General features: G+C 60.7%; 13 protein-coding genes. 8 read left to right on the top strand and 5 right to left on the bottom strand.

All coding sequences use genetic code 11. From position 1 onward, the window contains the following. The first annotated feature begins 231 nt into the window (after positions 1 to 231). Complete coding sequence (locus NW848_RS06855) at positions 232 to 2,166, top strand: FAD-dependent oxidoreductase (RefSeq protein WP_240530353.1); 1,935 nt, start codon at positions 232 to 234, stop codon at positions 2,164 to 2,166. 38 nt (positions 2,167 to 2,204) lie between these two features. Here the strand turns inward: NW848_RS06855 and secF are convergent, their stop codons facing one another. Both secF and secD read right to left on the bottom strand, forming a co-directional pair. After that, positions 2,205 to 3,200 (bottom strand): protein translocase subunit SecF, encoded by a 996-nt coding sequence (gene secF, locus NW848_RS06850; RefSeq protein ID WP_011428997.1) that lies wholly within the window; start codon positions 3,198 to 3,200, stop codon positions 2,205 to 2,207. Next, positions 3,197 to 4,543 (bottom strand): protein translocase subunit SecD, encoded by a 1,347-nt coding sequence (gene secD / locus NW848_RS06845; protein WP_099812619.1) that lies wholly within the window; start codon positions 4,541 to 4,543, stop codon positions 3,197 to 3,199. Before secD ends, secF begins: the two co-directional genes overlap by 4 nt. A 360-nt stretch (positions 4,544 to 4,903) precedes the next feature. Between secD and NW848_RS06840 the strand changes: the two genes are divergently transcribed. Further along, the gene (locus tag NW848_RS06840) at positions 4,904 to 5,749 is read left to right on the top strand and encodes a hypothetical protein (RefSeq protein ID WP_011428995.1); all 846 of its coding nucleotides are present in this window, start codon (positions 4,904 to 4,906) and stop codon (positions 5,747 to 5,749) included. A gap of 6 nt (positions 5,750 to 5,755) precedes the next feature. Here NW848_RS06840 and chlP read toward each other — a convergent pair whose 3' ends face one another. Continuing rightward, positions 5,756 to 6,976: a geranylgeranyl reductase gene (gene chlP / locus NW848_RS06835; protein WP_099884389.1), complete on the bottom strand. Its 1,221-nt coding sequence runs from the start codon at positions 6,974 to 6,976 to the stop codon at positions 5,756 to 5,758. 228 nt (positions 6,977 to 7,204) lie between these two features. Here chlP and NW848_RS06830 point away from each other — a divergent pair, with 228 nt between their 5' ends. Both NW848_RS06830 and NW848_RS06825 read left to right on the top strand, forming a co-directional pair. Next, positions 7,205 to 7,573, top strand: a complete 369-nt coding sequence (locus tag NW848_RS06830) for a YccF domain-containing protein (protein WP_414402503.1) — start codon at positions 7,205 to 7,207, stop codon at positions 7,571 to 7,573. 184 nt (positions 7,574 to 7,757) lie between these two features. After that, positions 7,758 to 7,898 carry a hypothetical protein gene (locus tag NW848_RS06825; protein WP_168173324.1) on the top strand — a complete coding sequence of 47 codons (141 nt, stop codon included), beginning with the start codon at positions 7,758 to 7,760 and terminating at the stop codon, positions 7,896 to 7,898. 20 nt (positions 7,899 to 7,918) lie between these two features. On the opposite strand, the gene NW848_RS06820 is transcribed toward NW848_RS06825, so the two are convergent. Together NW848_RS06820 and NW848_RS06815 are read right to left on the bottom strand one after the other, a co-directional pair. Continuing rightward, entirely contained in the window at positions 7,919 to 8,809 is an 891-nt protein-coding gene (locus tag NW848_RS06820; RefSeq protein WP_011428993.1) for a DUF4335 domain-containing protein, read from the bottom strand. Between the two features lie 39 nt (positions 8,810 to 8,848). Next, positions 8,849 to 9,490 carry a DUF3038 domain-containing protein gene (locus NW848_RS06815; protein WP_011428992.1) on the bottom strand — a complete coding sequence of 214 codons (642 nt, stop codon included), beginning with the start codon at positions 9,488 to 9,490 and terminating at the stop codon, positions 8,849 to 8,851. Between the two features lie 424 nt (positions 9,491 to 9,914). Between NW848_RS06815 and NW848_RS06810 the strand changes: the two genes are divergently transcribed. The 4 genes from NW848_RS06810 to NW848_RS06795 all read left to right on the top strand — a co-directional run bounded on the left by NW848_RS06810 (position 9,915) and on the right by NW848_RS06795 (position 13,109). Then, the gene (locus NW848_RS06810) at positions 9,915 to 10,406 is read left to right on the top strand and encodes an FHA domain-containing protein (RefSeq protein ID WP_414402504.1); all 492 of its coding nucleotides are present in this window, start codon (positions 9,915 to 9,917) and stop codon (positions 10,404 to 10,406) included. Between the two features lie 48 nt (positions 10,407 to 10,454). Then, positions 10,455 to 11,198: a class I SAM-dependent methyltransferase gene (locus tag NW848_RS06805; protein ID WP_099812623.1), complete on the top strand. Its 744-nt coding sequence runs from the start codon at positions 10,455 to 10,457 to the stop codon at positions 11,196 to 11,198. Positions 11,199 to 11,215: 17 nt separating this feature from the next. Continuing rightward, positions 11,216 to 11,998, top strand: a complete 783-nt coding sequence (locus tag NW848_RS06800; RefSeq protein WP_011428988.1) for an ABC transporter permease — start codon at positions 11,216 to 11,218, stop codon at positions 11,996 to 11,998. A 304-nt stretch (positions 11,999 to 12,302) separates the two neighbouring features. Next, entirely contained in the window at positions 12,303 to 13,109 is an 807-nt protein-coding gene (locus tag NW848_RS06795; RefSeq protein ID WP_414402505.1) for a DUF4394 domain-containing protein, read from the top strand. Positions 13,110 to 13,167 lie beyond the last annotated feature (58 nt).

Below are 13,167 nucleotides of genomic sequence, written 5' to 3'. Positions count from 1 at the left end.
CCAACAAAAGCCCAATCCAACGCCAGGCAACGACCCAGCCCTTGCCATCCAGGGCTCAACGGTTGCCTATGCCCGATTTCACCTGCTTGGATCCCCTTGTCCGGCACTTCCATCTGGGGGATCCGGAGCCACCCGCAGCCATTCAAGGGGGCCTTATTCATCAGCTATTCTCAAGAGGGGTTCTCCCGCTAGCATTGCGGAAGAAAGCTTGGGGTGTGAGGCAAAACTAAGGTGAAGACGGCCGGTAAGGGGATCCCAGCGGCGCGGCAGCAACTCAGGCGCAAACAAGCTCTGGGGCTGGGGATCCTGTCGCTGCTGGGCTTTGTGGCGGGGATGGGGTTTGCCGCCCTCTCCCAGCCGGAAGGGGGATCGCCCGTCGCCGCTCCAGAGCCGGAGGTGCCCCGTTTTACGGCCCACGGCTGGCCGCTGCTGGATCCCCTGCCCCAGCCGGACGAGATCTGGGAGTGCGAGCTGGTGGTGGTGGGCGGATCCCTGGGGGGCGTGGCGGCGGCAGGCCAGGCCATGCGGGGGGGCGTGCAAACCTGTCTCATCGAGCTCACCCCTTGGCTGGGGGGCCAGATCACCTCCCAGGGGGTATCAGCCATCGACGAGTCGCTCCCCATGCGGCAGCGGGGCAATTTTTCCCGCCACTGGCTGGAGTTTAAGGCCCTCATCGAAAGCCAGCCGGTGCATCTGCCCGCCTGGACAGGGATCCCGCCGGGAACCCGTGTCTCCGAAATCAACAGTTGCTGGGTAGGGGGGCTGTGTTTTCCGCCCCAGGCTGGTTTGCAGGCGGTGGAAACCTGGCTGCAACAGGCCGCCCGCAGCGCCCCCCACAGTCGCTGGGCCACCCAGACCGCTTTTAAGGGGGCCACCTTCAGCGCCGACGGCTCCCGCCTCGAGAGCATCTACGCGGTGCAGCGGCAGCCGCGGGATCCCGATTTTGTGCCGCCGGGGCGGCTGTGGCGGGAATTGGTGAGCTGGTATAGCTGGCAGGAGACGGAAGTCTTTGCCAAGCGGGTGCTGCGGCTGCAGGCGCCGCCGGGCCGCCCCTTGTTCGTGATCGACGCCACCGACACCGGCGAGCTGGTGGGCTGGGCCGGGATCCCCTACCGGCTGGGCTCAGAAGGGCGAGATCTAACCGGGGAGCCCAACGCCGCCCCGGCCAGCAACCCGGAGTGCACCCAGGCTTTCACTTTTCCCTTCGTGCTGGCCATCCACGACGACGGCGGGCGCTCCCGCGCCGAGCTGGCCCAGTTGCAGCCGGGCTACTCCCGCGCCGAGCACCGCCGCCAGTTCGACCTGGAGGGGTTTCCCACCTTCAGCGGCCAGAGCTTTTTCAACTACCGCCGCATCGTCAGCAAAGGCCGCACGGATCCCTTTTACGGCACCCCGCTTCCCGGCGATCTCACCCTGGTGAACTGGAACCGCGGCAACGACTGGGGGATCATGAACCCACCCCTAATCCTAACGGAAGAGCGGCTGCTGGCCTCAGGGCAGCGCCACAACTGGCTGGGGGGGCTGGATGTCTCGGCCATCAAAGATGGGGAGAACCACGCCCTGCTGTTTGCCGAATGGCTGATGGAAACCCAGTCCCGCGCCGGCTATCCCCTCTCCTTGCTGTTTGGCGAAGAGTCTTTGCTGGGCACCCGCTCCGGCCTCAGCCTCTACCCCTACATCCGGGAGGGGCGGCGTATCCTGGGGCGGGCCGCCTACGGCCAGGCGGAATTCCTGATGCTGGAGCAGGATATTCGCGTCGGCGCCAGCGGGGGACGGGACTTTAGCCCCACAGCAGTTGGGATCACCCACTACGCCATCGACATGCACGGCTGTCGCTACCGCAACTGGGAGCCTTCCCTGTCGGCCAGCTCGGCGCCGGTCAACGAGTTTTCCGTCCGCCCCATCGTCATCCCCCTAGAGGCCCTGATCCCCCAGAAGGTGGATAACCTGCTCATCGGCGGCAAGGGGATCGCCGCCAGCCACATTGTCAACGCCGCCACCCGCACCCATTACGGCGAGTGGACCATTGGCTCGGCAGCGGGGCTGACCGTGGCTTGGCTCCGCAGCCAGGATCCCGGCTTGACCCCAGCCCAGATCGTGCCCCAGGGCAAAATGGCCGATTTGCAGCGCTACCTGGTTGCCTACGGCCAGCGACTGCACTGGTAGGCCGTTGCCGCCGCTTTACCCCTGGGCTAGGGAAGATCCTACCCCTCTGCGCCGGAAGGCAGGGGATTGGGATCCCTGTTGGCGCCATAGCGCCGCTGCCGCCACCACACCAGCAGGGGGCTGGCGATGAAGATGCTGGAATAAACCCCCAAGCTGAAGCCGATAAGCAAAGCAATGGCAAACCCCTTCAGGGTGGCTCCCCCAAAAATGGCAATGGCCACCAGGGGCAGCATCGTCGTCAGGGTGGTGTTCAAAGAGCGGGCAAAAGTCTGGTTCAACGACAGGTTCACCACCTCGGCAAAGCTGACCTTGCGGCTGACCAGACGCAGATTTTCCCGGATGCGGTCGTAGATAACCACTGTGTCGTTGACGGAAAAGCCAATGATGGTTAGCAGCGCCACCAAAAACAGGCTGTCCACCTCCATGCCCACCGTCAGGCCCAAAAGGGCAAACAGACCTGTTGTCAGCACCACATCGTGCAGCAAGGCCACAATGGCAAACACTGCGTAATCCCACTGGAAGCGCAGGGCCAGATACACCACAATGAGCCCAAAGGAGATGAGCACCGCCACAAGGCCGGAGCGCAAGAGCAGACGCCCCACCGTCGGGCCTACCGTCTCCACCAGCTTGCGCTCAAAAGGGCCTATCTGTTGCCGCAGCGTGGCTTCTACCGCCAGGCGCTCCTGCTCCGTCAAAGGGGGCATGCGGATCAGGGCTTCTTGGCCCGTCTGGGTGTCCAGTTGGATGATGCTGGTTCCCAGGTCATGTTCCTGCAGAGCCCGCCGCAGCTCGTCGGTGGTGACAGGCTGCTCAAAACGCAGATCCAACAAGGTGCCGCCGGCAAAATCCAGCCCCAGCCGCAGGGGGGTTCCCAGAGAGGCCAGGGAAAAAGCCATGCTGACCAGCCCCACCAGCAACACTGCCAGAGACAAGCTAAACCACAGCCTGCTGCGACCCACGATGTCGAAGCGGTAGTCAAGCGACCGCCGGGATCCCACCGCCGGATCGGTGGGGGATAGCTCTTGAGCTGTCATGATTGAGCCGCCTCCATGCGAACGCCGTAAAACTCAGGTTTGCGCAGGGCGGGGATCCCCATTGCCGCCAAAAGCAGCGTGCGGGTGCAGGTGATGGCCGTGAAAAAGCTCACCAAAATGCCAATGGCCAGGGTTACCGCAAAGCCTTTCACCAGCCCCATCCCCAGCCAGAAAAGTACGCCACAGACCAAAAGGGTGGTGACATTGCTGTCGAGGATGCTGCTGAAGGCGCGGTTAAACCCTTCCGAGATGGACTTGTAGATGGACTTGCCGGCCCGCAGCTCCTCTTTGATGCGCTCGAAAATCAGCACATTGGCATCCACCGCCATGCCGATGCTGAGGATGAAGCCGGCGATCCCGGGCAGGGTCATGGTCACCCCCAGCAGTTGGAACAGAGCAAACGTACAGAGGGCGTAGATGAGGAGGGCGATATCGGCAACAAGCCCCGGCAGGCGGTAGTAGGCCACCATGAAGACGAAAACCAGCACCAGGCCGGCAATGCCAGCATAGAGGCTGCGGCGCACGCTCTCTTCCCCCAACGTGGCCCCGACGGTGCGGTTTTCAATGACGCGAATGGGAACGGGAAGCGCCCCCGCCTTGAGCTTCACCGCCAGATCGGTGGCGGTTTCCACTGTGAAATTGCCCGTGATCACCGCCGTCCCGCCGGTAATGCCGGTGCGGGCAAACTCCGGCCCCACAATTGGCGCGCTGATCAGCACGTCGTCCAGAAAAATGCCAATCGGGCGCCCTGTTCCGGCCAACTCGCGGGTGAGCTGAGTAAACTTCTCTGCCCCTGCCGGCTTAAACTCCAGCAACACTTCCCAAGTCTGGGATCCGCGGCGGGGGGCTTGGGGATAGGCGTTGCGCAGCAGATCGCCGGTGAGGCCGACCCGTTCAAACAGGGCGTCGGGATCCTCCCCCGCCGTTATCTCTCCCCGCTCGTTGCGGGGCAGGGCACTGACCGGCACCAGGCCCTTGCGAAACTCCAACCGGGCCGTATCGCCCAAAAGAGCAATGGCCCGATCGGGATCTGCCACCCCCGGCAGCTGCACGAACAGGCGATCTTGGCCGCTGATCTGCACCAGAGGCTCGGCCACCCCCAGGCCGTTGATCCGCTGCTGGATCACCGCCTCTACCCCCTGCATCACCTCAGAGGTAATCTCAGGCACCTCTTCCGTGGGCAAAGCCTGCAGGGTGAGCTGCGTCCCCCCTTTGAGGTCAAGGCCAAGACGAACTTCGCGGCTGAAGCCCAAGTAGACGAGAGCAACCACCACCGCCAAGATAAAGATCAGCCCTCGCAGAACAGCGAGGCGACTGAGCCACAAAGCTGGAGATCTGGCCATACTGCTGAAAGGGTGAGGAACACGGGCGCACTCGATCCGAGGCTTTCAGGATTTTGGCACCTTTTGATCCTATCGCACACGGGATCCCTCACCTGACAAGTCGGAAAACGGCAGCGGCAGGAGCGTCCAAGTAGGGTCTCTGGGGAGCTGCTGCAGAGACAACCGCGAGTTTCTCAGAAGATGGGCGCTCGGCTGCCGAGCCGAGTAAGGAGAAGGTTGAAAGCCGTTAAACCAACGCTGTCTCCTCTTGGTTTGTGCTAGCCCTGGGGCTAGGCTATTGCCATCTCGGGGCAGCAGGCAACATCTGGGTGCGGTTTGGCTCTACCCCGACATCTGCGAGTTCAAGGAGGGAAAGTTGAGGTGAATTGGAGACGGACTTACTATCTCCCTGGATTGCTCTCGGCCCTAGCTTTATGGGGATCCCCCGCCTGGGCCGGAGAGTATTTCACCGAGGAAGTGACCAGCCCTAGCCTGGAGATCATCCACGGCTGGCGGCAGGAAGTGGACGGCATTAACGTCACCATCACCAACACCAGCCTGGGATCTTTTCGGGTGCCGCTGGAAATCGATATGGAGGATCGAACTAGCTGTGAGCGAGCCGACTTAGTGCTGACGAACAATCGCGTTATGCCAATGGGATCCTTTCAAGACTGCATTCTCAACATCTTTCCCTACTTGGATAAATTCATCAACCAAGAAGTCGCCAGCATTCGGGTCGCCCTCAAAGGGCCGGCCCCCCTCCTGGAGATCCCCCTGGAAGAGTCGGATCGGCTGATCTTGGCCCAGGTGGCCAACCAATCGCGGGAAGCCTTTGTCTTCTTTCAGCAGGAGCTGGCCCGCGTCTTGGCGCTCTTGAAGCAGCCCGATCCCGGCCAGGCCGAGACGGCCCCACCGACGGCCAGCCCAACGCCGACTGCTGCCGCCGAATCTGCACCCAACCCGGGAGATTTCGTGATCGTGGGCTCGATTCAGGAAGAACGGGTGGGGGCTGGCAGCCGCCTGAGCGTAGAGGCGATCAACCGCAGCACCCGCACCGTCCTCAACGCTCGTGCTCGCTTCACGTTCTACCGGGGAGAGGAGGTGGTGGAGACGCGGGTGGTCGCGTTTGAACCCAGCGACGTGCCGCCGGGACAACGCGCCTCTGCTAGGGTTCTGAAAACCGATGCCAATTGGGATCGGGTCACCGTCACCTTCCAGTGGCAGTAGGGATCCCTAAGGTGCCAGGGCGTTCCCTCGCAGCAGGCTGCCTAGAGTCTTAACCGTGATCTTGAACTGCACCCAAGGGTTCATGGGCACCACCGTCTTGTAGAGGTAGCTGTCAAAGGTCATCCGCTGCACATCCCGGTCAGCGCACATCTCCACAAAGGCCTCGCGGGTGGCGTTGGAACGGTAGAACACCCGTTGCAAAATGTCCAAAACCTTGTAGGTTAGGCCGTATTGGCGATCCCAGCGCTTGAGGTACAGCTTGAGATCTTCTTCGCTGGGGATGCGCTTCCCGCCCTCGGAGGTCTCGACGATGGTCTCGGCGCACATGCGGCCCGACTTGGCGGCAAAATAGATCCCCTCGCCGCTGGACTTGGTTACATAGCCTGCCGCATCTCCCACCAGGGCTGCCCGACCCACCACACGGCGCGGACGCGGATGCTCTGGGATCGGATGGGCTTCCACCTTGATCACCTGGCCGCCCCGAATCCGCTCGGCAGCGCGGGCGCGGATCCCGGCCTGCAACTTTTGGATCTGGGCTTGGTTGGCCTTCATGGTGCCGGTGCCCACCGCCACGTGGTCGCACTTGGGGAACACCCAGGCATAGAAGTCCGGAGAAACATCGTCCCCCACGTACATCTCTGCCCGCTCCTCGTAGTAGGCCATTTTGTCGTCCGGGAGCCGAATCCGCTCCTGAAAGGCCAGAGCATAGTTGTAGTCGCCGGCACCGATGGCTTCTGCCACCTTGGAGTGAAAGCCATCTGCCCCGATCACCAGATCCACCGCCAGCGAACGGGGTACTCCCCGATTTGAGCCGTCGGAAAAATCGCTGTAGTGCAGGATGTAGGGATCCCGGCCATTTTGGGGGATTTCCAGATGCATCACCTTGCCGTGGATCAGCTCCGCCCCTTTTTGGCGAGCGCGGTTGCGCAAGAAGGCATCCAGGATCTCGCGGCGGCACATGCCGATATACTCATTTTCCTTTTCGAGGGCGATATCCACCTCGTAGTTGGAAGGGGAGATCATCTTCATCTTGCGCACTTTGCGGTCGATAATCTCCTCAGGGAGGTCGAACTCTGAGACCATACAGAGGGGAATAGCGCCCCCGCAGGGCTTGGCGTTGTCTAGCTTCCGCTCAAACAAAAAGGTCTCGATTCCGGCTTGGGCTAGAACTTCGGCGGCAGAGGCTCCGGCTGGGCCACCCCCAACAACAGCAACTCTCAGGCTCAAGGCGCTCTCCTCGCTGCAAGTAGATCGGCTCGTCAGACAGCAGGCATCCTACCACAGCTCCCCAAAAGCGTTGCAAACCTTGACGAAGTATTGCAGTTCGGCGAGGCTCAAGGGAACGTGCTTTGGCGATGGGAACAATAAAAAGGGGTCCGCCCCGTCTGCTTGTCCAGGGGGCGGGGAGCGGAAACCTGCCCTGCAGTCCGGGCTCAGCGCTAGAGGTTCTGAATCATGAGCTTAATTGGCAACATCATTTGGCTGATCTTCGGGGGGTTGCTGACCAGTCTGGGCTATATCTTGGGGGGGCTAAGCCTTTGCCTGACCATCATCGGCATTCCTTTTGGCTGGCAGAGCCTCAAACTGGGGTTTGCAGTGCTTGCCCCCTTCGGCAAAGAAGTGGTGGAGTATCCCGATGCCAACAGCCCGCTGCTGCTGATCTTCAACGTGATCTGGCTGTTGCTCTTCGGCTGGCCCCTGGTGCTCAACCACCTCTTCTGGGCTGTGATCCTGGCCGTCACCGTCGTTGGGATCCCCTTTGCCAAACAGCACCTGAAGCTGGTCATCCTGTCTTTGTTGCCTTTTGGCCGGGATCTGCGCTGAAAGAGGGCAAAGTGGGGATCCCTGCAGATTAAGATCACTGCCAAACTCTACCGCGACGGCAAGGGGAGAGGGCGAGCGGCCAGCCGTTGACTGTGATTTGGATCGCCTTCGAACCTCTCATCCGGTCACCAAGACACGGGCGGAAAAGCGAGAGATTGAACTCATCGCAGATGGGGAGAAAACCATGCGCAGCATCTGGCTCGCGGGGGTAGTCGCTGCTTTGGCTCTGCTGGCGGCTATGTCTTTGGCTCAATCGGATCCCCAGGAAGAGTGGCTGCACGGCGAGCAGTGTGGCACAGAGGGGCCGGTCATCTGTCTGGAGTGACGTTCTCCTCAGCCCGGATTTCAGAGGGGCTCTATCTGGGTCACTTCTACCCGGCTCTCTGGCCCTAGGCTGATGCGGAACTGTTTGGCACCCGTCGGCAAGGGATCCGGCGGCAACTCCGGCAGGTCGGCAAGAGGAGTTTCGGCGCGGCGTTCCCGGGCCAGCTCATTCTCCGGCTCGGCAGCCAGCAGGGATCCCGCCGCATCCACCGTTACTCGATAGATCAAGCTCTCCTGCAAATCGGGAGGAGACTGCCATTGCTGGGCCAGGGTGTTTTGCAGCCGCAGCAGAGGATCTCCAGAGGCTTCCGGCGCGGTGAGCTGCTCCTGGGCCGAGTTGAAAGCAGTGGGAGCCCTCTTCTCCGGGGTGCGGCTGGCCCAGATCCCGACCCCGGCCACCAGGGCGATCCCTCCCACCAGCAGGGCAGCGATCCCGGCAGGCTGTCGATACCAAGCCCGCGTTACCGGCGTTCCCAGGCTGGCCAGTTGGGGAATGTCATCGGCCACCTGAGAGAGGTTCTCCAACAGGTCGTACAACTGGGTCATCGACAGATCCACTTGGGCAATCTGATTCTCCCCTTGGCGCACCGTGAGGCGATGAAAAATAAAATCCAGCGGACGGATGGCCACAGTACCGCTGAAGGTTCCCTTGGGCGCGCCGCTGAGCTGGGATCCGACGTAGCGGTCGATCACCGCGATCAAATCGCTGAGCCAAACACTGTCCCCCTGCAGAGTTTTGGTGGTCTCCCCCTGGCGAATTTCCAACTGACACTCGAAGTTCTGCTGGATGGCTCGCAGGGGCGGCGTTGAGGAACCCTCGGCAGCTTCGGGCAGGCCAGGTGCCTCTCCCCGCACCGTGAGGGTCGAGGTGGGCTGTTGATAGGTATGACTGATAAGGGTGAGACTGGGCATGGCAACTGGCGGGCAAACAACACAAGCAAGGAGCCTATTTCAGGAAGAGGGCAAAGCATCCGATCCGGAGCTATGGGCTACCTCCCCTTCTTCGTCGCTGCCGGCGGGCAGATCCATCTCAGGGCGGTTGAGCAGGGCTTTCCATAGACGCTGGGCCCCTCTTGGGCTGCTGTAAAACATCAGCTCGATCAAGATGCGCAGAGCCAGCTCGGCGAGGCTGTTCTCGTCACGCACATCCCCATCCACCATGCGGCTGCGGTAGTGGGAGATAAACTCATCTAGATAGTCGCCCACCAGTGGCTGACGGAAAGGGCTGAGCTCCTGTTCAACAGCAGCTTCCAGTTGCTCCAAGGTGCTGCGGATACGGGCCTGCTGCTGAGCAGCCAGATGAGCAATCACCAGCACCAGGGCGCGCGCCTCTTCGATATCGACTTCTTTTCGCCCACCGCTGCTGCGGCGCAGAGGGTTGGCGTTGCGCAGCCGCCAGAGAGCCACCCGATCGCCGATCTGCTTTTCCAAGTTCAGGGCTTTGGCTGCAGCCAGAACCGCCTCGGAAATTTCTCCGCTCAGGGACTCCAGCCCCAGCAACAGCAAATCCAACTGGGCTTTGATGGTTCCGGTAGCTGTGGTGAGGCCGGCGGGCCGAGGGTCTAGCTGAGTCTGCTTAGGTTCCACCGTCACGCTGTCAATGGGAGCTTTTTGCTTTGATAGGACTCTATGATCTCCTGTCTGGGGCAAACCTGCAACCGGATCCCTCCTGCGCTTGATTCTGACCCTTGCCAAGGGCTTGGATGACGACATCCGGCAGGCGCTGGGCATTGTCCCGCTCTTTCTCGCTTCTTGAGAGTTCCCCAACCAGATTAGAAGTCAGACCGAGTTGTTCTGGGTCAGTTGTTGTTTTTGCAACGAACCCATTTTCTCAGCCTGTTTGCCCTTGAGAAAAAGAGGGGGTAGGAGGCGCTGTCGGTATGGGTTGACCTAGGATAGTGTATGATTCAAGCCTATAGCGGGTGAGAAGAGAGGGGGATCCGCATTTTGCGGCTTGATTGCCTGACTGTTCCCAGTCTGCCCTTTCTGACCACCTCAGCTCCGGGCGTATCCACAGATGAGCATGAGCGCTCCTGCTGCCCAACCCAGCCCTCCTCACTTGGTCTTGATCTTCACGAATCGGATGGGTCGGCGCGGCGTTGTCTTAGACAAGATTTACTACTCGGTGGGCCGGGCAGCCAGCAACCACATCCGCCTCTACGACTCTTGTGTTTCCCGCGAACACGCCCTGATCATCCGCATCCCGGAAGAGAACCGGGCTGGGTACGGCTATATGATCTTTGACGGCAGTTCCGCATCCCGCCGCAGCACCAATGGTTTGTTCGTCAACGGCAAGCGGGTTTTGTCTCATCGGCTACAGCTTTTGGACAAGATAGGGTTTGGGCCCAATGTAACCGCCATCGTGGAGAGCACCGACCGCCTCAGCCCGGAGACGCTGGCAGCCCTGTTGAGGCCGCCGGCCCTCGGCGACAATGTAACCCCAACCGGATCCCAGAGAGAAACCTTGAAAGAGACGCCCAGAGAGAACGACGACTTCACCGCCGCTTGATGGCGTGAATGGTTTTCAATCCAACCCCCTGCCGAGTTTTGGGTTCCCGTGACTCCCACTCCCCCTGCCCTGAGCGGCTACTGGCAAAATGGCTTCGACCTGGAAGCTCACTTGGGATCCTTTCTCGGCCTCAAGGCCGCCGAGCTGCGGGAGAAGCTGCGGCTTGGCCAGCAACAGTTGGCAGAGCTGGGCCGGCGCGACTTCATCTGGGATCAGGCGGAGATCTTTTACCGGGATCGGGTGGGATCCGCCTATTTGCTGGACTTGGCAGCTTGGCACCTGAGCAGCACCGACTACATCGGCGATACCCTGCGCCTGGTGGCCGACCATGCCCGTGGGCGGGTGTTGGATTTTGGCGGCGGCATCGGCACCCACGCCATTGGGGCGGCCCTCTGCCCGGCGGTGGAGCAGGTGATCTTCTGGGATATCAACCCCATCCATCGGCAGTTTGTGCAACTGCGGGCGGAAAAGCTGGGCCTAAGCGAACGCATCCACTGTCCAGACACCTTCCCGGAAGGGATCCGTTTTGACACCGTCATCTGCTTCGATGTGGTGGAACATTTGCCGGATCCGGCGGCGCAGTTGCGGCAATTTGACGACTGGCTCCAGCCGGCAGGTAAGCTCTTGATTAACTGGTATTTTTTCAAGGGGTTTAACGGCGAATTTCCCTTTCATCTCGACGATTCACAGCGGATCGAGGAGTTCTTTCAGGTGTTACAAAGCCATTTCTTAGAAGTGTTTCACCCCTATTTGATTACTGCCCGCTGCTACCGCAAGTGGAATGAACGCTGAGATGGGAGAAAACCCAAGTGCTGCGCTATTTGCAGGTGTTGTGGTTGTTTTGGAGCACTTCTGTAGCTGCAGAAATGGAGTACCGGGCCAATTTTGTCTTTGCCAGCCTCAGCAGCTTGGGCGGCCTGGGGTCAGCTTTGTTTGGGCTGTCGCTGTTCTACCAGCAGGGGCACCGCCTGGGGGGCTGGAGCTGGCCGGAGGCGCTCATCGTCTTGGGGGTGTTCACCATTTTGCAGGGGGTGTCGGCCAGCCTTTTTAACGTCAACTTAAACCGCATCGTGCAACAAGTTCAGGAAGGCACCCTGGATTTTGTGTTGCTCAAGCCCATCAGCAGTCAGTTTTGGCTGTCAACTCGGGTGTTTTCTCCCTGGGGCCTGGTGGATATTGGCTGTGGCCTGTTGTTGATTCTCTACGCCGGGATCCAGTTGCGGCTGCCGGCCTGGGCCTATGTTCTGGGTCTAGTGCCCCTTTTGCTGGGGTTGGTCATCCTCTACAGCCTCTGGTTTATGCTGGGGGCCACCAGCATCTGGTTTGTCAAGATCTACAACGTCACCGAGGTGTTGCGGGGCTTGGTGGAGGCGGGGCGATTCCCGCTGGTGGCCTATCCGGTGGCCTATCGGTTGTTTTTTACCTTCGTCGTGCCGGTGGCTTTCTTGACCACCGTGCCGGCAGAAGCCTTGCTGGGTCGGATCCAGTGGCCCTGGCTTGTGGGATCCGCCCTGCTGGCGGCGGGGCTGCTGTGGGGATCCCATTTGTTCTGGCGCTTTGCCCTGCGCTTTTACACCAGCGCCTCTAGTTAAAATCTCCGTCCAAACCTCTCCATCCTGAGCATCCAAGCAGGGAGGATGGGAGTAATTGCTACAGAAGCGCCCCACGCGATCCCCTTTGGGAAGAACAATTGGCCTTCCCCCTCAATGAAAGGGCAAAAGCGGATTCTCGGCTGGGGGATGGGATCCCTCTAGCCTGCCTTTCTAGCGGCAAAAGAGAGTGCTGCTTGCCGCAGCAATCTGCAGCCACCTGTCTTGTGGCGCAGAGGGGTGTTTTGTTGTCAACAATCCTGACACCGACTGAGACAATTTGTCAATTTTTTAAGGAGCATTTTCCATGCGCAAGCACCTGCAGTGTGTGGCCGTATCTGTGGCAGCCGGTAGCTTAGCTCTGCTGGGCTGCAGCAACAGCAATGCTTCTCCGATGGCGATGATCCCCTCCCAAGCAGATTTGGTGGCCCTGGGCAGCGGCAACCGCCTCACCTTCATCCGCTCCACCGATGCCTCGGTACAGGGATCCCTGACGGTGACGGGGGTGAGTGGTAGTTTGATCGGTATTGATGTGCGTCCTGCCAATCGCCTGCTCTACGGCCTCACCGACGCCAACATCCTCTACACCCTTAACTTGCAGACCGGCGCCGCTACGGTGGCCAGTACCCTGTCGGTTCCCTTTACGGCGGGTACGCTGTCCGGCATGGATTTCAACCCCGTTCCGGATCGGCTGCGCCTGGTGGGAGCCAACGGCCAGAACTTCCGCATCAATGTGGACACGGGCGAAGTGATCCAAGATAGACCTTTGGCCTTTGGCCCAATGGAACTGCAGGGATCCCGACCGGCTGTTACCGCCGCCGCCTACACCAACAACGTGGCCGGCACCCAATCCACACGGCTGTTGAACATCGACGGCGAGCGCAACCTGCTGCTGTTCCAGAATCCGCCCAACGAGGGGGTGCAAATGCCGATTGGCCCCCTGGGCGTGAACTTCGGCCCGGTGGGCGGGTTTGACATCCGCACGGTCGGCGGGGTGGATACCGGCTTTGCCATCGGCGGCTCCACCCTGTATCGAATTGACCTGAATACAGGTCGCGCCACCTCTGTGGGCACGCTGCCGGGTGGGCCGTTCTTTGGCTTGGCTGCCTTCTAGATCGGCCAGGTTGTTACAATTCCAGTCATTTTTCTGGCCAATTGTTGCTGTTTTGTTT

The organism is Synechococcus sp. RC10A2, from assembly GCF_047502605.1.
This window is presented reverse-complemented; position numbering and strand designations above follow the sequence as displayed.